Source organism: Acinetobacter lwoffii, from assembly GCF_024129355.1.
Taxonomy (GTDB): Bacteria; Pseudomonadota; Gammaproteobacteria; order Pseudomonadales; family Moraxellaceae; genus Acinetobacter; species Acinetobacter lwoffii_I.
The window spans coordinates 70741-88929 of record NZ_JAMXXP010000010.1 but is presented as its reverse complement, the minus strand read 5'-3'; the positions used below and the strand labels follow the sequence as shown (position 1 = coordinate 88929).

14 protein-coding genes are annotated in these 18189 nt (G+C 41.2%); 5 read left to right on the top strand and 9 right to left on the bottom strand.

The window, feature by feature from the left end; genetic code table 11:
* Positions 1–142: 142 nt before the first annotated feature.
* Together NI468_RS07560 and znuD are read right to left on the bottom strand one after the other, a co-directional pair.
* Complete coding sequence (locus NI468_RS07560) at positions 143–1606, bottom strand: phospholipase D-like domain-containing protein (protein ID WP_253101043.1); 1464 nt, start codon at positions 1604–1606, stop codon at positions 143–145.
* A gap of 106 nt (positions 1607–1712) precedes the next feature.
* On the bottom strand, positions 1713–3839 hold the full coding sequence (gene znuD, locus NI468_RS07555; protein WP_253101041.1) for a zinc piracy TonB-dependent receptor ZnuD: 2127 nt from the start codon (positions 3837–3839) through the stop codon (positions 1713–1715).
* A 142-nt stretch (positions 3840–3981) separates the two neighbouring features.
* Between znuD and NI468_RS07550 the strand changes: the two genes are divergently transcribed.
* From NI468_RS07550 to NI468_RS07530, 5 genes are all read left to right on the top strand, one after another.
* On the top strand, positions 3982–4746 hold the full coding sequence (locus NI468_RS07550; RefSeq protein WP_253101037.1) for a DUF4184 family protein: 765 nt from the start codon (positions 3982–3984) through the stop codon (positions 4744–4746).
* Between the two features lie 162 nt (positions 4747–4908).
* Positions 4909–6693 carry an aspartate--tRNA ligase gene (gene aspS, locus NI468_RS07545; RefSeq protein WP_005246006.1) on the top strand — a complete coding sequence of 595 codons (1785 nt, stop codon included), beginning with the start codon at positions 4909–4911 and terminating at the stop codon, positions 6691–6693.
* Between the two features lie 115 nt (positions 6694–6808).
* Positions 6809–7030 (top strand): hypothetical protein, encoded by a 222-nt coding sequence (locus tag NI468_RS07540; protein WP_004278319.1) that lies wholly within the window; start codon positions 6809–6811, stop codon positions 7028–7030.
* Between the two features lie 18 nt (positions 7031–7048).
* Complete coding sequence (locus tag NI468_RS07535; RefSeq protein WP_253101034.1) at positions 7049–7915, top strand: lysophospholipid acyltransferase family protein; 867 nt, start codon at positions 7049–7051, stop codon at positions 7913–7915.
* 44 nt (positions 7916–7959) lie between these two features.
* Positions 7960–9060 carry a glycosyltransferase gene (locus tag NI468_RS07530; RefSeq protein ID WP_253101030.1) on the top strand — a complete coding sequence of 367 codons (1101 nt, stop codon included), beginning with the start codon at positions 7960–7962 and terminating at the stop codon, positions 9058–9060.
* Here NI468_RS07530 and NI468_RS07525 read toward each other — a convergent pair.
* The 7 genes from NI468_RS07525 to NI468_RS07495 all read right to left on the bottom strand — a co-directional run bounded on the left by NI468_RS07525 (position 9049) and on the right by NI468_RS07495 (position 17612).
* The gene (locus NI468_RS07525) at positions 9049–10101 is read right to left on the bottom strand and encodes a glycosyltransferase (RefSeq protein ID WP_247143803.1); all 1053 of its coding nucleotides are present in this window, start codon (positions 10099–10101) and stop codon (positions 9049–9051) included. The genes NI468_RS07530 and NI468_RS07525 overlap by 12 nt on opposite strands.
* Before the next feature lie 6 nt (positions 10102–10107).
* Positions 10108–10920, bottom strand: coding sequence for a glycosyltransferase family 25 protein (locus tag NI468_RS07520; protein ID WP_253101027.1), 813 nt, complete (start codon positions 10918–10920; stop codon positions 10108–10110).
* A 2-nt stretch (positions 10921–10922) separates the two neighbouring features.
* Positions 10923–11666, bottom strand: a complete 744-nt coding sequence (locus tag NI468_RS07515) for a hypothetical protein (RefSeq protein WP_247143805.1) — start codon at positions 11664–11666, stop codon at positions 10923–10925.
* 38 nt (positions 11667–11704) lie between these two features.
* Entirely contained in the window at positions 11705–12427 is a 723-nt protein-coding gene (locus tag NI468_RS07510) for a hypothetical protein (protein ID WP_004647484.1), read from the bottom strand.
* 128 nt (positions 12428–12555) lie between these two features.
* Complete coding sequence (locus NI468_RS07505; protein WP_253101024.1) at positions 12556–13482, bottom strand: branched-chain amino acid transaminase; 927 nt, start codon at positions 13480–13482, stop codon at positions 12556–12558.
* A gap of 24 nt (positions 13483–13506) precedes the next feature.
* Positions 13507–16257 carry a bifunctional [glutamate--ammonia ligase]-adenylyl-L-tyrosine phosphorylase/[glutamate--ammonia-ligase] adenylyltransferase gene (gene glnE / locus NI468_RS07500; RefSeq protein WP_253101021.1) on the bottom strand — a complete coding sequence of 917 codons (2751 nt, stop codon included), beginning with the start codon at positions 16255–16257 and terminating at the stop codon, positions 13507–13509.
* Positions 16258–16343: 86 nt separating this feature from the next.
* Positions 16344–17612 (bottom strand): sensor histidine kinase, encoded by a 1269-nt coding sequence (locus NI468_RS07495; RefSeq protein ID WP_253101018.1) that lies wholly within the window; start codon positions 17610–17612, stop codon positions 16344–16346.
* Positions 17613–18189 lie beyond the last annotated feature (577 nt).

Sequence of the window (18189 nt, the reverse complement as noted above, 5' to 3'; positions counted from 1 at the left end):
AATCCTGGTCGTTAAAGTGTTTGTTTGCACTCATATTTTAACTGTTAGGACTCAGGTTTTTTTATTTAAAGCAAACTATGGGACAGCAGTGAGGTAAAGTCCCTCTTTTCAAAAGAGGGATTTAGGGAGATTATTAGAGATGCTAAAACGTCGACCAGCCGCTCCATTCCATAAAGCGGTACAGCCAATATTTAAAGAACGAGTTTTCTGCATATTGAGTGTAATCTACGCTCATCGAACGGCCATTCAGATTTGACCATGCACCCTCAAAATATTGCTGAGCATCCCTAAAGACTTCGGCCTGAGGCTGCCCCACCACGCGCATATTGGTTTCCAGATTATAGTTTTTCAAATTCCGTACTGTAAAATTGGCCGAGCCTAAAATCATTTCAGCCTGCTGAGCATTACGCTTCATCAATATTTTGCTATGACATTGCTCACCCTGGGTATTGCACCAACGTACATCAATGCCTGCCTTGTGCAGTTCCGAAGCCACCTGTCGGTTTGGAATCCCGTTTTTCTCACGGCCAAAGGCATCTTTATTGGGATCGAGTAAAACCCGAACCTTAACCTTGCGTTCATGCGCCGCGATCAGACTTTTAATAATCTTGCGCTCGGACAGATAAAACATGGCCAGATCAATCTGTTCATTTTCTTTCGCCGTCTGAATCAGATTTAAAGTCGCATCATAAATGGCTTTTTCCGTCAGGACCTGCACCTGTGGCTGGGTATTTTCTGCCTGAAAATCGCCCGCGATAATGGCTGGCATATTGGCCTGTGACATGATACCAACCGATTGTTCTGTTCTCAGAATATCCACGGCTGTGGTTCCCCAGACCAATAAACCGATATTGGAATGCCGCGAACTCCCATCATGCGGATTCATGGAGGTGACCAGCGCTTTCCAGCCCTGATCGGTGTCTACCACCAAGGTTTTACGATGATTGGCTTTAAAGTTAAATAAATCAAAATAACTGCGCAGAGTAATTTTTTCTGGGCCAAATGGATTCGGTAACCAGCCTGTTTCCGGATTATTACCAATGCCCTGGCAACATAAATACCAGAACCCCGACCAGCTCGGATTGGACGCCCGCAACGGCGTCAGATTGGTTTCAATCACATCAATACCGTGCTGACGTAATTCCCGATACTGCTCGGATCTAATCCCGCCATAAACTGAATTGATCGGATCGGTAATAAATTTGATTTCTACCTCAGGCTGCAGCAGGCGCTTACTGATTAAAGCATCACTCAGCTGTTGACTCAATGCCTGATGCTGCTGCGTAGATGCACCGGTTTGCTGATTAAATAAAAACATATCCAGCACAATCAGCGATTTGGCCTCTTCAATCATTTTCAGCATTTCATTAAAAATACGATGATCTAAATGCTGTTTTCCTTCGGCATCCAGATAAGTCTGATCGGCTAGAAACTTGACTTCGGCATGGCGCAGCTTGCCCGTATAATTCAGACCTTCCGGCAAAGGCTTATACGTGTGGTAGATCGCCGAAGCCAGATAACCCACGGCCAGCATACTAATGATCAAAGCCACATAACGGCGATTCGACCAGTTTAATTTATTGTGAATTCGTTGAAAGATACGCATAAGAAAAAACCTAACCCAATATACTCAGGCTAGGTTTTATCTTATGATTTTTCAAGTAGATTTCAGTGAGATCTAGATGATTTAGTCGATTATTTCAGTAGACCTGTTAGAAATCATACTGCACACCGACGCTAAAGTTGCGACCCACCTGCGGAATATTCGACAGGAAGGAAGTATGTGAATACACCTGATCATCAAGCAAGTTATTGGCCTTGAAATAAACCCGATAAGCATTGTTATCTGCAAGGCTATTGGCATAGCTTAAGCCAACATTCACCATATTGTAGCCCTGGGTTTCATCTTCATAGCTGGCGATCTTGTCCTGATTAAAGACATGATAATATTCAGCCAGACCTGACCAGCCATCGGCAAAGTCTGCTTCAACTTTTGTTCCTAAACGACCTGCAGGTACACGTGGTGCATTCTCAGCTTCAATTTTGCCACGCACATAATCGCCAAAGACACTCAGCTTGTACATATCATTGATCTGATAACCGGCTTGAGCCTCAGTGCCATAGAATCTGGCCTGGTCTTGGGTATATTGCACGCCGCGCAAATTACCTTTCTGCGCTACCGTTTCGCCATAAATATAATCATCAAACCAGTTGTGATAGACATGCACATGGTAATCCAGTTTATCCCCTGCATAGTGCAGACCTAATTCAAGATTATTTGACCTTTCTTTATCAAGATCAGGATTCCCCACTTCATAGGTATTGGTCGCAAAATGCAGACCATCAGCATACAGCTCTTGCGCTAGAGGCAAACGCTGTTGATGTGATCCCACTACAGACAGTTTGTAATTCGGTGCAAACTCCCAATTCGCAGCGGCAGAGGCAGAAACACCCGTACCGGAATAATCTTTTTGCTCCGAATCCACTTTTACTTTTTGATGATCGACACGTGCTCCAAGTTCAACATGAACATCGCCGAACTGCTTATGTTCTAAAGCAAAAAGGCTGTATTTTTGGGTTTTGGTATCTGCCATCAACACATCATGATTATGATCCGCATGCTCACTATGATCGTGCTCATGTCCTTCATGATCGTGTTCTGCATGACTATGCGATTCTGGAGCCGATAAATTAATTTTCTGCTGTGAAAGCTGGGTTCCAATCACCCCCTCCCAACCTGCGACAGGAACATGCACCAGTTCTAAACGTGCATCATAGCCCTTGCTTTTAAAGTTACTGATGACTGCATTTTCTTCCAGTTCATCATGTTCATAATCGGTAAAGCTGGCATGCGCACGTAACTTTTCAAAACCGGCAAAAGGCTGTTCAAGTTCGGTACGGACATCATAACGCTCAGACTTTAAATCTACCCAAGGACCCGCGGTTTCTTCATGATCGTGCTCATCTTCACCCGGTTTTGGACAGTGAAAATGATCGCCATGAATTTCACAGCCATGATATTCATGACTATGACCTGGCAAACCATACTGATCCTGACGGTTACTATAAGACAAACCAACAAAACCACGATCATGAATCCATGATCCGCCAATATTGACTGTTTGCCCTTCAGCAAAAGTATTGCCCACACGACGTTCTTTTTCTAATTCGTCATCATGCTCATGAAAATAATCCGGTGCAATATAATCATTGGCTTTACGTTTTGAGCCTTCTACACGCAAAGCAAAGTTTTCACCAATACCCGCTGTCACACCAGCACTTGCCAGTTTTTCATCACTGCCTGAGTTATAACGCAGGCCGACTGTACCTTCCAAACCATCTTCAGGCATCTGGGTCGGAATTTTTTGATCAGTGACATTCACCAGACCACCGACTGTACCGGCACCATAAAGCAAGGTTGATGGACCGCGAATTACTTCCACCTGTTTTGCCAGAATCGGATCAACGGTGACAGCATGGTCAGGAGACAAAGTGGATACATCCGCTGTTTCAGACGCATGCTGCAACACTTTCACACGTGGACCATCTTGACCACGAATCACAGGACGGCTTGAGCCTGAACCATATTGATTAGAATAAACACCCAGCTCATCTGCCAAGGCATCACCAATGGTGGTGGCACGTTCAGACAGCGCTTTCTGATTCACGACCTGATCCGCAACCGCGAAATCCGCCGCAGTCTGCACCAATGGATGAGCTTGCACCTGAATCGTGTCCATGGTCTGAACCGGGATAGAAGATGAGGATTGCTCTGCAAATACTGTAGGTGCAACTACAGCAAAAATTGACAATGTTATTAGATTCTTAGGAAAGGACATGACCGAAGCTCAAATTCAGTATTTTGGATGAATGTTATAATATAACATTTCATTATTTTTGCAATCCTTTACGATAATCAGTGCTATATTTTATTAGAATGTCCTTTGAATATTTTTTTATTACATTAAAAACACTATTTTTATGCCCTTTACCTTATCGCATGCTGTGCTTGCTCCACCTATTTCATATTTGACTGGGAATAGACTACCTGTTGCTGCGCTGGCCATTGGCAGCATGGTTCCAGATCTGCATCGTCTATTTACTCATACTAATTCTAATATCACCCATTTATGGTCTTCTCTGATTCATCCAGATCTCTGGATCGGTCTGGCTTTTTGTGCGGTCTGGTACCTGATTTACCGGCCCGTGATTTACCGTTTCATCGGTATTCAGCATGATTTAAAGATTCACAATATCCTTTCAGCACTAAAATTTATCCTGGTGATGTGTCTGGCAGTCATCATTGGTACAGCCACCCATTTAATCTGGGATGGACTGACCCACGTCGATTTTCGAACTTTTGCCTTTCATGAAGTCTTAGCCCAACATTCTCAGTTGTTTGGAAAAAGTTATCCGCTGCACCGGATTTTACAGATTGGCACCTCCGTGATTGTCTTGCCTTTTATCCTGTGGATGAGCCTGCATTATTATAAAACTCATCAGCAATATCTTGCAGTCAGTGTGAAAATCAAATCGTTTGCCTGGGGCTTATTGCTCTTTTCTATATTTACCGGCCTATTTTCGGTCTGGGATTATGCACGCTATATCTCTACAGAAGTCTGGCAATCGGACCTCTATTATTTTACTGGTCGCTCTATCAATGAATTTAGTCAAGGCTTTTTGATCACCTTCAGTCTGGGCTGTTTATTGTTTTTATTTTTAGACAGAGATCGCAGGATGGGTTAAACAAAGCACTGGCTTTGCGCCTATTCACTTTAAAATGATATTGTTTTTGACCCAAGTTCTTGTGACAACATGCCCAAAGAGGCATAATCCTACTTTTACTCAAAGCGGTACGCTGTTTACGTATTCGCTGACCTTAACCCATATAGTTGGATTTCTAACGCTATGATGCGAACTCATTACTGCGGTTCTTTAACCGAAGCTCAAATTGACCAAACCGTAACATTATGCGGTTGGGTACACCGTCGCCGTGACCACGGTGGTGTAATCTTCCTTGACATGCGTGACCGTGATGGTCTTGTTCAAGTGGTTATTGACCCAGATACTCCTGAAGCATTCGCAACTGCTGATAAAGTACGTTCAGAATTTGTATTAAAAATTACAGGCCGTGTGCGTCGCCGTTATGAAGGTACAGAAAATGCCAATATGGTGAGCGGTCAAATCGAAGTCTTGGGTAAAGAAATTGAAGTTCTTGCTCAGTCTGAAACTCCGCCATTCCCTTTGAATGACGAAAACACCAATATTTCTGAAGAAATTCGTTTGAAATACCGTTTCCTGGACATCCGTCGTCCAGAAATGCTAGATCGTTTACGTTTTCGTTCTAAATTAACCAACCTGATTCGTAACTACTTCGAAGACAATGGCTTCCTAGACGTTGAAACTCCGATCTTAACTCGTGCAACGCCTGAAGGTGCGCGTGACTATTTAGTGCCAAGCCGCGTATCTAACGGTAGCTTCTACGCACTTCCACAATCGCCACAGCTATTCAAACAGTTGTTGATGGTCGGCGGTATTGATCGTTACTACCAAATCGCGAAATGTTTCCGTGACGAAGACTTACGTGCTGACCGTCAGCCTGAATTCACCCAAATCGACGTTGAAACATCGTTCATGAGTGACGATGACATTATGGATTTAATGGAAACTTTAACCGTGAAGATGTTCAAAGAACTTCTAAACGTAGAGTTTGATAAATTCCCACGCATGACCTACAACGATGCAATGCGTGACTATGCATCTGACAAACCAGATATGCGTATTCCGTTGAAACTGGTTGACGTTGCAGACTTGATGCAAGACGTTGAGTTCAAAGTATTCGCAGGTCCTGCTAAAGATCCTAAAGGTCGTATCGTTGCGCTTCGCGTACCGGGTGCGGGTTCACTGCCACGTAGCGCGATTGATGAATATACGAAGTTTGTAGGCATCTACGGTGCACGCGGTTTGGCTTACATCAAAGTCAACGAACTTGAAAAAGGTATCGAAGGTCTTCAATCTCCAATCGTGAAATTCATCGAGCCAATCGTGCTTGATCTATTGAAACGTGTTGGCGCTGAAAATGGCGACATCGTATTCTTCGGTGCAGACAAAGCCAAAGTTGTAAACGATGCCATGGGCGCGCTTCGTGTGAAGATCGGTCATGACATGAAACTTGCAACTTGCGAGTGGGCGCCGCTTTGGGTCGTTGACTTCCCGATGTTCGAAGAAACTGATGATGGCAAATGGACCTCTGTGCATCACCCATTCACGCTGCCTAAATCAAGCGTTGAAGACGTGAAAAACAACCCGGGCGCTGCGCTTTCAGTTGCTTATGACATGGTATTGAATGGTACTGAAGTCGGTGGTGGCTCGCTGCGTATTCATAACCTTGAAATGCAAAAAGCAATTTTTGAAGCACTTGGTATTGGTGAAGAAGAAGCCGAAGAGAAATTCAGCTTCCTGTTGAACGCTTTACGTTATGGCGCGCCTCCGCATGGTGGTTTGGCATTCGGTCTTGACCGCCTGGTGATGCTCATGACTGGTGCATCTTCGATTCGTGATGTGATTGCATTCCCGAAAACCAAGACTGCTGAATGTCCATTGACGCAAGCACCGGCACCAGTTGAATCAAACCAACTGCGTGACCTTGGTATTCGTTTACGTGAAAAACCAAAAGCTGAATCTCAAGAATAATTCTTGAAGATTTAAGTGAAAAAGCCCTGCCTCGTGTGGGGCTTTTTTTGTGTGATTGAGTCACATCTGGAACAGTGGCATAATAGCCACAGTTTTTAATCTAAGGTAATTAGCAATGGCTATGCGTCCTGCAGTTCGTAATCGCAGCATTATGCTTATTGTATTTTCAGTGGTTCAATGGCTGTTCATGCGCTATATCCTTGCCAACAATCTGTTCAACCTCGATACCAATGACCGTATTGTGTATTTTTGCCTGAGCAGTATTTTAGGTGCCCTGCTGATTTTTGTGGGTTTGATTTATATGGTGCTGAAAGGCAATCCGGACAAAGACCTATAATCTGACCATCTGGATAGCATGTACACCCTACTTAAAAATTTCTCCAAGCTTCCATTAAGATTCATTCAAAATCTTGCGCAATTGGCTGGATCTCTTTTGTATTTCAGCCATTCTTCTGCACGCCGAGTGACCGAGATTAATCTGGCCTCTGCTTATCCTGAGCTTTCTGAATCTGAACGGGCTGATTTGACCAAACGCAGCCTGAAAAGTCAGTGTATGACTTATGCGGAATCAGTCAAGATTTGGGGATCATCTTCTGAATATGCACTGTCTTTAATTCGAGATGTGCAGAGTGAAGATATTTTCCTGCAAGCTCTGCAAAATCCTCATGGCTGTTTGGCGGTGGTGCCTCATTTTGGTACATGGGAGCTATTGAATGTCTGGGTAAATCAACACACCTCCCCTGTGATTATGTATAAGCCCAGCAAGAATCAGGATGTTGACCGCTTTATGCTTGAAGCCCGGCAACGTCTGAATGCCACACTGGTCCCTACAGATGATTCTGGTGTACGTGCTTTGTTTAAGCATTTAAAACAGGGTGGCTTTTCTGCAATTTTACCGGATCATGTACCTAAAGAAAGTGGTGGTATCTACTCACTTTTCTACAATCAGAATGCGCTATCTTCTACCTTAGTTTCCAAACTGGCAGCTAAAACACAATGTTCTGTAATTGGGCTTAGTTGTTTAAGACGAGAGGATTTGTCTGGCTACGATATTTACGTGACTAAATTATCAAATGATATTGTATCTAAAGATTTACAACTGTCGGTTGATACCTTAAATAAAGAAATGGAGCGCATGATTAATGTCGCTCCAGAACAATATTTGTGGGGGTATAAACGGTTTAGGAAGTTGGAAAATGACAAAAGTTTATATTACTCATAGTAAAAATTAGCTACTTAAATTAAAACTTAAAAATTAGGTTTAAAATGAAAGATCAGAAAAAAATTCTTTTTATTATTGATCATCTTAAAGGTGGTGGTGCAGAAATTATGACTCTTAATCTTGCAAAAAAACTGCAAGAGAGAGGCTATGAAATAAACATCATAACCTTAATTGATATAAATAATTATAAAGAAAAGACTAAGAGTTTCAATATTCAATCTATTGATTTTCCTATTAAATTTGTTGGTGGGAAGTTATTAATAGACAAAAAATTAGAATCTAGTAAGAAAGAACAACTCCAGTCTCTTATTGATGAAATAAAACCTGAAGCTGTTATATTAACTATTTGGTATGCATATTTAAGCATATCATTTATTAATCATCCAAATATATGGATATGGTCACAAGCAGATATTCTTCCTGAATTTAATAAAACTTCAAATCCGATTAAAATATTAAGAAATATATATAAGAAGATAAAATTTATTAATAAATTTAAGGAAGTGTTTTCAAACAAAAATTTTATCGTACTTAATAAAGATTTAAAATTGAAATATTCTCAAATTTTAGAGAATTCTAATATAAATGTTATTTATAATGGATTAAATTTAAAAGATACAATACAATCTGAAAAGAAAGAAAAAGTATGGGATATTTGCTATGTTGGTCGTTTATCACCTTCCAAACAAATTGAACATGCTTTATTTGCTCTAAAAAATTCTCATATTATTAAAAATATGATTATTATTGGTGATGGAGCAAGAAAAGACAAACTTTTAAAATTAGTCAATCAACTAAATATTAGCGATCGTGTTCATTTTACTGGCTGGGTGGATGAACCTATCGAATATATTAAAAAAAGTAAAATATTAGTTCTCCCTTCTCAGACAGAAGGCTTCGGTCTTGTTATTGGAGAAGCTCTATTAAATGGCACTCATGTCGTTGCATATAATTGCAGCGAAGGAGTATCACATCAATTTTTTACCCCTGATATGCAACGCGGTCTAGTACAACCAAATAATCGTGCAGAATTAAAAAATTCTATCGAAGATATATTAGAAAATCCATATCAAATTCCCCCAAACTTATCAAAACGTTACGATATTAAAGAGATGGCTGATAAATTTATTAAGTTAATCGATTAACCGTATATATTCCGCAACAGCATAAGTTTGGGTAAAAGATGGATTCAAATTTGTTGAATAATTATCTACCTCTTTTAATGCTTGATTGATTTTAAGCGAAAGTTCAAAAATATTGCCTACAGCAACGAGATTATTAGCTTGTAAAATTTCATTGGGACCCGAAGGGCAATCAGTACTTATAACGGGAATACCCAAAGCTAAAGCTTCTAAAATTACTAAACCCAACCCTTCAAAATCAGACGACAAAACCATAAATTTTGCATGCTTAATATATGGATAGGGATTTTTTTTGAAGCCTGTAAAAATAACCTTGCCTTCTATCCCTAAATCTTTAACCAATTTTTTAGAAGTTTCTAATAGTTCACCAGTCCCGACCAAAACCAGCTTTTCTTGAACATTGGCTTTTGCATAAGCTTTAATTAAAATATCATGTCGTTTCTGTTGCTTAAACTTCCCAACATTTACAATATATGGTTTTTCAATATCAGGAATATATTCATTTGCTGTTGAAACCACTTGTTCCACATCAATCGGATTATAAATTGTAGTAATCCGACTTTTTGAGCCAAATACTTTAATAAAGTCTTTTTCGACACCCTTACTTACTGCTACACAAGGCTTGGCTAAATAAACTTTATCCAACTGTTTTTTCATTCCCTCTAATCTTTCACCATATTCCAAACTCGTCGTGTTATGAATGACTAAATGAACATTCGGTAACTGACTTTTTGATAATATAAAATCAACAGGAAATAAGTTTGATAGGACAAGATCAGGGATCCCAATATTTTTAATAACAAACCGATCAAATGCTTTTGCTGCAAAACTGGCACGCATAAATTTAGGAATTGCACGATACTTTTGATAATCAAAAAAGTGAAGTTTTACGCCCTCAGGAATCGGTAAATCAATAATATTTTTAAAATAAACAATATGTGCTTCATGACCTGCATCAATTAGGCCCTTTGCCAAGGTTAAAGCAAAACGTTCAGCGCCATTTCCCTGTAAAGTAAAAATGGCTAATACGATTGTTTTTTTCATGAAGCACTAATCCTGAATAAATTTTTCTTGATCTAGATTGATCAATCTTTTTTCTGCCTTTCCCATGACCTGCAAATATCGTATCGCCATTGCAATTTGTCCTACTAAACGTCTTTTTTTAAACTTATATTTTTCTTTGATAGAGCTGAATTCAGGTTTAAAGTGTTCAGAGCGCCCAATGGTCGAATCAAAACGCCCTTGTTGTAAGAGACCATAAGCACCAAGCTGATCTTCTTGAATAATCACTGCCGGTTCAGCTTGCAAACAATGTAATTCATAAGCAGAGAATATAAATCCATCTGCAATTGCCGGTGTGGTTTTTGCCAAACGTTTTAATAATTTTTGCGCGCCACTCGGGTAGAGGATATAACCTGCTGCTCCAGTACGATCTTGATATAATTCATATAATTCGACCTGAGTAGAACCTAAGATACACACGGGTGTTCGACTAATAATTTTTTTACGACTTCTTACTTCTAGATTAATTAAGTCCACATCTAAAAATTGATGCTGTTCAATTTCGTTTAAAATTTCTTTTGTATTGGAAGCCAATACGGCATCATCTTCAAGAATTAAACAGGGCTGATTCCTTTTTATTACTTCTTCCCAGGCTTTTTGGTGACTGAGAAAGCACGCTACCTCAACTTTACGCAAAGGCCTTTGCCAGCCAAAACCGAATTTTTGGTATTGTTCTTCACTCAGATCAGCAACTGAAAATGCTTCTAATATTTCAAAATCCAGTCCTAATTTCCCAAATTGTCTTTTTTGAAAATCACGACGATCCTGTGAACTTTTTAAATTGATAATTAAAGTATTCACAATTACCACCATCTCGTCTTTTCACGAGTATGACGCTGTTTAAAACGTGAATAAACATTCTCATTCTGCTCAAGTTGAAGACGGTCAAAAATTTCTATCACGATTTGACCAAGCTCATGAGCTTTACACACTTGTTCTAGTCGCCAGCGCATATTACGTAAAGTATCATCTGTTCCAACTGCAAATGCAGAAGTACCATCAAATAAGGCATAGCGCTGTTGTTGTAATAACTGCTGATGCTCCTGATTTACAGTTAAAGACTGATCACACAAAAAACGTTCTGTTTCCTGTAACTTAAGCGTATTAATCAATACCACTGCATTCATCAGAATGGCTTTTAGAGTTACGTCTTCATCAAAATCAATAAAAGTATCACAGGCTGAAATCAGCCAGCGTATATTCAATGACTGTACAAGAAAATTTCGTTCAGCCATCCATAATGCTTTAAATTTCGCATAATTATTCTGGACATCAACTTCGCGACGAATCAGAACAATTAAACTGGCATGATAGTGATTCAGTGCAGACTGACCGACAAACTCCTGTTCAAGCTGCTCAATATGTTCATTTAAATCTTTAGCTGAACCATGGGTATAGCAAGCTTCTTTACCATCAATAATCTGATTTTTAAGTGCATCTAGATCTACATCATTAAACTGAGCATAGACCTTATCTGCCCCAAATCGACGTTGATGGCGACTAAATGAAAACCATTGTTCGAACTTACTTTTCTTTCTTACCGGCATTTGAAATTAAATCTCTTTCAATTTCTCATTGATTCAGCTTACTGCCAAGCATCCTTGATCCACTGCGATGGCAACACATAACGGTACCATTTCCCACCACCACCATTGACTGCATCAGGTGGATTAATCTCCCCATGAAACACAATGATTTTGGCCCCTTCAGGCTTCACAGGTGGCTTAAAGTAAGCCATCGGGATTTTTTGCAGGCAATGATATTTATAGCTCTTGCACCAGCTTTCTGGCCAGTATGTCTGTTTACCTTCACGGTCTACGTACCAAGACAAATAGGCTTGCTCATTACGGAATTTTTTACGGATTTCATCAAAGTTTTCACGGAAATAAGGCAAAAGCCCCGGGAAAGCACCCAGCTTAAAGCGGTAAACCGAACTGTTACCGGTAATACGCCACGGCCGTTTCCAGTCATGAATAATCAGAAAGTCGCCCGGATAGGTAAAGAACTCATCGATATTATCGACAATCACCACGTCAAGATCGAGAAATAATGCATTGCCTTCCAAACCATACAGATCAGGCTCAAAAGTGGACAGCTTGTTCCAGCCACGCTCAGGCGCACCTTCAGGCAATGCCAGAGGTGGAATAGGGAAACATTGTACTGCAGGATCAATACCTTCAGTACGATCCGTCAGACAAACCATTTTAAAGTCGACTGTCGTATGTCGTTTAACCATATTGTATAAACGATTGACGTATTCCGAACCGTATTTGGTTCCCCATTTCATACAAATAACGATGTTACTCATTGCGTATGCCTAAGCTCATCTTAAAATCTTCTTGATGGTGAATATGATGACATAAGTTCGGCAGAATAAGTACATCAGTTAAAAAAAACCTCTCAAATGAGAGGTTTTTTCAATCAGTAAATTCTGAATTACTTCACATACGTTAACCAGTGTGCATATTTCGGGTCTTTGCCCTGAACTGCATCAAAATATGCTTTCTGGATTTGTGTAGTAATTGGACCACGTACACCTTCACCAATCTGACGGTCATCATATTCACGGATTGGTGTTACTTCTGCAGCAGTACCGGTAAAGAATGCTTCATCTGCAATGTAGAACTCATCACGGGTAATACGGCGTTCAATTACGTCATAACCCAGGTCTTTAGCAATCGTAATAATCGTTTGACGGGTAATACCATCCAGCGCACCACCAGCGATATCAGGCGTATGAATCACACCATCACGTACCAAGAATACGTTTTCGCCTGAACCTTGGCATATATAGCCTTGCGGGTCGAGCAGCATTGCTTCATCATAACCTGAATGCGCCACTTCCTGATGCGCAAGAATCGACAAGGTGTAGTTACCTGATGCTTTAGCCTTACACATGGTCACGTTCGGATGATGGTGGGTAAATGAAGACGTTTTTACGCGAATTCCCTTCGCCATCGCCTCTTCACCGAGGTAAGCACCCCAGCTCCATGCCGCAACTACGGCATGAATGGTATTGTCAGTTGCAGCGATACCGAGTTTTTCAGAACCAATAAAAATAATTGGACGTAAATAGCAAGACGCTAATTTGTTTTCACGAACAACATCAATTTGAGCCTGTTCTAATGCTGCTTGATCAAATGGAACTTTCATTTGATAAATTTTTGCAGAATTCAACAAGCGCTTCGTATGTTCTTTAAGACGGAAAATAGCCGTTCCATTCGGGGTTTCATAAGCTCGGACGCCTTCAAACACACCCATGCTGTAATGCAAAGTATGTGTTAATACGTGAGTTTTTGCCTCACGCCAGTCAACTAGTTGTCCATCTTGCCAAATAAAACCATCACGATCAGCCAAATTCATGCCACAAACTCCAATTTCTCACAATTATTCACTATCCAGTGCAAAGTCTGCACTTGGATCAATCAGTCTTTGCCATAACTTGCAAACGGTCATTCGGGTATCGTGCCAGTCGCTTGCAGACACTTGCATGGATTGATTTGCAAGGGCTAAGCGATGGCTCTCGGCGCGTTCACGGAGATAAGCTTGAATCAGAGCAGTCGCATCGTCGCTGGATAAGCAACCTGATTTTGCGGCATCCTCAAGAATTCGTACATTGTCGGAGAAATGGGCGAGATCTTTATTCGTCCCACTCCAAGCCAACACAGCATACTGTGCCATAAATTCGATGTCTACGATACCACCTGCATCTTGTTTTAAATGAAAAATACCATCTTTTTTTTGCTCTTTAGAAGAACCGAGATGCTCCTTCATTTTCTGACGCATTTTCAGTACTTCTGCCCGTACATAATTTTCATCGCGAGGCTGAATCAAAATATCCCGGCGTAAGACTTCGAACTTTTTTCGCAAGCTCATTTCACCCGCAATCGGACGGGCTCGCACCAGTGCCTGATGCTCCCATAGCCAGGCACTTTTGAACTGGTATTGTTCAAAGGCTTTTAAACTGGTCACCAAAAGCCCAGCTTCGCCCGATGGACGCAATCGGGTATCGACTTCATATACACGTCCATCCAAGGTTTGCGTGGTCATCAGTGACATAAACTTTTGTGCAACCCGCATGGCAAATTCAAAGCCACTGATCGGCTTAAGTCCATCGGTATCGGCCTGTTCACCCATATAGTGAATAAACACCAGATCCAGATCCGAGCCATAACCCAATTCAATTCCACCGACTTTACCATAACCAATGACTGCAAAAGCCGTATGCTCGACTGAACAGCGCTGCCCTTCTGCATCCAGTGGAAAACCATGCTTTTTTGCCACAATCTGATAGGCCAGATGCAGCGCTGCATTCACCGATACTTCAGCAATATCGGTCAAGGCATCGGAAACTTTCATTAAAGGACTTTCAGCCAGCACATCACTGGCGGCTACAGCAAGTACATTGGATTTTTTAAACAGGCGCAAAACCCGCATCTGGTCTTCAACCTGATCAATTTCAATCCGTAAAAGTTGCTGGCGCAAGGAATCTTCCAGATCCTTACGTTTTGGCAATTCAAAATCCATCGACAGGAATTCGTCCAGTAGCACCGGATAATGGGTCAGTTCTTCACAAATCCATGGGCTGACCGTGGCCATCTTCACCAGTCGCTGTAACGCCCCTTTACTCTCGATTAACATCACCAGATATACCGTACGGCGCATTACCGATTCCACCAAGGGCATCAGTCGTACCAGTGCTGTCTGCGGATCATCTGACTGTAAAATGGCTTCAATTAAATGTGGCCAGAAGGTTTTTAAACGTTGTACCGCCTTTGCCGGTAATTTTTTTAAGGCATGCCCATTCCAAAACTCATGAACGAGATTCTTCGCATTCTCATCCAATACTTCTTTGAGTTTTTTTTCCAGCTGGGAAAAACTTTCAACCAGGGTATCTGGGCCATTTTCCTTGATTAAATGATCAAACTGATACATCACTTTGTCACGTTTCTCATTGAGATATGCCATAAAGCTGTCCCAATCCGCAAAACCAAGTGTGTCCGTTATACGCGCCCTTAACTCTGGCTCTGTCGGTAATGATTGCGTTTGCTGGTCATTTAGGGCCTGAATCGCGTGCTCAACCCGGCGCAGGAATAAATAGGCATCTTCCAGATCCTGCACCGCCTGTTCATCCAGTAACTCGGCATCATCCAGATGATTCAGATTCACCAGACACTGGCGATCCTGCAATTCAAGCTTGGCTCCACCATAAATCAGCTGAAACACCTGCACGATAAATTCAACCTCGCGAATGCCGCCAGCTCCGAGCTTGATATCATCTTCTATATTCCGGCGTTGTACTTCACGCTCGATCATGGCTTTCATTTCGCGCATGGCTTCAAAAGCGCTGTAATCGACGTACTTGCGGAATACAAATGGACGAGTCATCTCCAGCAGCTCGTCACCTTCCGGACTTGGATTAACAATACGTGCTTTAATCCAGGCATAACGCTCCCATTCACGTCCATGCTGGCTCAGATATTTTTCCAAGGCCGCGTGGCTAATGGCCAGCGCCGAACCATCGCCCCAGGGACGCAGGCGCATATCCACCCGGAATACAAAACCATCTGCCGTGATCTGATCCAGCAAATGAATTAGTTTTTGTCCCCACAGGATGCAAAACTGCTGTACATCAATACATTTGCGCCCATCGGTTTCACCCTGCTCATCGAAGGCAAAAATCAGGTCGATATCACTGGAAAGATTGAGTTCTTGGGCGCCGAGTTTCCCCATGGCAATGACTATCAGATCCTGGACTTTTCCGTTATAGCCAATCGGCTGGCCATACTTGGCAGCGACAGGAATACGGGCAAAATCTTTTGCCGCACAGATACAGGCATCGGCAAAATCGGAGAGTTCTTGGGTGAGGGTAATGACATCGGTGAGTTGATTGGCATCCTGCCAGATCCAGCGAAACATCAATCGAGCCCGCAAAATACGCATTGCGCGCATCCACGTTGCTTCATCGCTTATATTCAGGATGCAGTGCTGCACCAGCTGATCGATATATTCCCGACTGAGTGAGCCTTGAAACTGGTCAATTGCATAATCCTGTTCCAGTAAACTCTGTTGATTGGCCAATACCTGTTCGGCATATTGGCTGGCTCTTAAGGTTTTCTGCAATTGTGCCGCATTCATCACTCAACTCTTCCCCTGAAACATTCTGCTTAGTTATAGCAGGAGTTTTGTCTCAGTGGGAATGTTTTAGCTTGAAATTTACTTCTTTAAGATTGCTCGATATGTACATCTTCAAGCACCAGTGCCTGATGATCATTGGTGACCATCGGTAAATGTACCGTAAAGGTCGTACCCCGACCCTCTTTGGAATCTACAGCAATTTGACCATGGTTCAGGTCAATAAAGCGCTTGCAGAGCACCAGACCCAAACCTGCCCCTTTCTCTTCAGCTGTGCCTCTGACACTCACACCCAAAGTCGGTTTAAACAGATTCTGCATCTGCTCTTCAGTCATGCCCAAGCCAGTATCCTGAATCGTAATCTTGACCTGCTCGCCTTCCATTTCTGCAGCTAAAATCACTTTACCGCCTTGATTCACCGGGGTGAATTTAAGCGCATTCGACACCAGGTTCTGCAAGACAGAGGTAATCATGTTGATATCCGCATGTACCTTGATGTCTTCAGGAATATTATCAACCAGTTCAATTTTTTTATTTAAGGCCAGACTTTTCAGCACACTGCACACAATATTACTGGATTGTTTCAATTCATAATTAATCGGATGATAAATAAAGCGTCCACCCTCTGCCATCGCCCAAGTCAGCAGGCTTTCCAGCAGGTTATAGGTCGATTGTGCATTATCATATAAATAATCCGCGATGCTCTGGATACTGGATTCGTCCAGAGTGTCACGCTCCTGCGCTAGCACTTCGGAAAAGCCCAGTAAACCATGAAATGGTGCACGCAAGTCATGCGCAATAATCTGGAAAAATTTGGTTTTACTGAAGTTGAGTGCGCATTGCTGTTCATATAATTCTTTCAGTTCAGTATGTTCTTGATTGAGCTGAATTCGAATCACTAAACTTTCAGCAAATTGTTTAATAGTGGCAATATCATCCTGATCAAACCCTTCAGTCTGATCATCAAAGAAAATGACCTGTCCAAAAGACACACTGCTACTTGATTTTAAATTAAAGGCGACTAATCTCTGATGCGCTACACCGAGATTTTTCACATAATTTGACAGTTCTGTATAAGCAGGATGCATCTGGTCAATGACATCTGACTGTTGCAGATACGCAGGCAGATTCACGTTCTGCGGGGCGTGCAAGGCCCGGAAACCGCGCGGACAGCTGTACCAGATATAGGGTTCCATGTGGAAACTGATAATACTGGTTTTAACGTTTAAAATTTTACGGGCGATCTTACAAAAGGTGTCTAATAGGTTATTGGAGGTATAGACACCTAAAATGAGAGATATACGGCACGAGCTTAATTGCTCCGTATTCTGACCGACCTCTAGCAGTTTTAGTTCCATGTCTGTCTCTCTGAATGTTTATGGAATAAAGAAAACACAGCCGACCAAATTCATACAATCAATAACAAAGATTCTATATTTACTCAACGATGAAAACCCACCTCTAGGTTAAAGGATTTGTTAACCTGTTTCTATCCAGATACATTCTTAACTGCAAGATACTGATATTTAATTGATTAAGAATAACTTGAAAATTTACTATTCGAAAAAAATCTACATAAGTATTTGAAGTTAATATATCTCACCTAAAATAAGTATCTTTATTTGTATTTACTGTAACACAGTACTGAATAAAAAATACCCACCATCGCTTTTTACTCTATTTAGAGTAAAAGCTAATGATTTTTCAACTATATAGTTTGACCTTATGATTAAAAATAGATTTTATATCAGGTTTCATCTACCTAATAATGCTCAGAATTAATTTTTAATTTTTTAAAATATCTTAACAATTCCAATGTAAGAAATATTTAAATATCAGCATTTCAACTAAAAACAGACCCAAAAAACCACTGAGGATTGTAAATAACTTACATTTATTAACAAATTAATTGTGAAAATTTTGTGTTTTTTATCC

What these genes read in the sequence shown, in the direction of transcription:
- NI468_RS07535 (WP_253101034.1), top strand. Translation starts at nt 7,049, where the DNA reads ATGTACACCCTACTTAAAAATTTCTCCAAGCTTCCATTAAGATTCATT.
- NI468_RS07525 (WP_247143803.1), bottom strand. Translation starts at nt 10,101, where the DNA reads ATGAAAAAAACAATCGTATTAGCCATTTTTACTTTACAGGGAAATGGC.
- NI468_RS07560 (WP_253101043.1), bottom strand. Translation starts at nt 1,606, where the DNA reads ATGCGTATCTTTCAACGAATTCACAATAAATTAAACTGGTCGAATCGC.
- aspS (WP_005246006.1), top strand. Translation starts at nt 4,909, where the DNA reads ATGATGCGAACTCATTACTGCGGTTCTTTAACCGAAGCTCAAATTGAC.
- NI468_RS07550 (WP_253101037.1), top strand. Translation starts at nt 3,982, where the DNA reads ATGCCCTTTACCTTATCGCATGCTGTGCTTGCTCCACCTATTTCATAT.
- NI468_RS07495 (WP_253101018.1), bottom strand. Translation starts at nt 17,612, where the DNA reads ATGGAACTAAAACTGCTAGAGGTCGGTCAGAATACGGAGCAATTAAGC.
- NI468_RS07505 (WP_253101024.1), bottom strand. Translation starts at nt 13,482, where the DNA reads ATGAATTTGGCTGATCGTGATGGTTTTATTTGGCAAGATGGACAACTA.
- NI468_RS07515 (WP_247143805.1), bottom strand. Translation starts at nt 11,666, where the DNA reads ATGCCGGTAAGAAAGAAAAGTAAGTTCGAACAATGGTTTTCATTTAGT.
- NI468_RS07530 (WP_253101030.1), top strand. Translation starts at nt 7,960, where the DNA reads ATGAAAGATCAGAAAAAAATTCTTTTTATTATTGATCATCTTAAAGGT.
- NI468_RS07510 (WP_004647484.1), bottom strand. Translation starts at nt 12,427, where the DNA reads ATGAGTAACATCGTTATTTGTATGAAATGGGGAACCAAATACGGTTCG.
- znuD (WP_253101041.1), bottom strand. Translation starts at nt 3,839, where the DNA reads ATGTCCTTTCCTAAGAATCTAATAACATTGTCAATTTTTGCTGTAGTT.
- glnE (WP_253101021.1), bottom strand. Translation starts at nt 16,257, where the DNA reads ATGAATGCGGCACAATTGCAGAAAACCTTAAGAGCCAGCCAATATGCC.
- NI468_RS07540 (WP_004278319.1), top strand. Translation starts at nt 6,809, where the DNA reads ATGGCTATGCGTCCTGCAGTTCGTAATCGCAGCATTATGCTTATTGTA.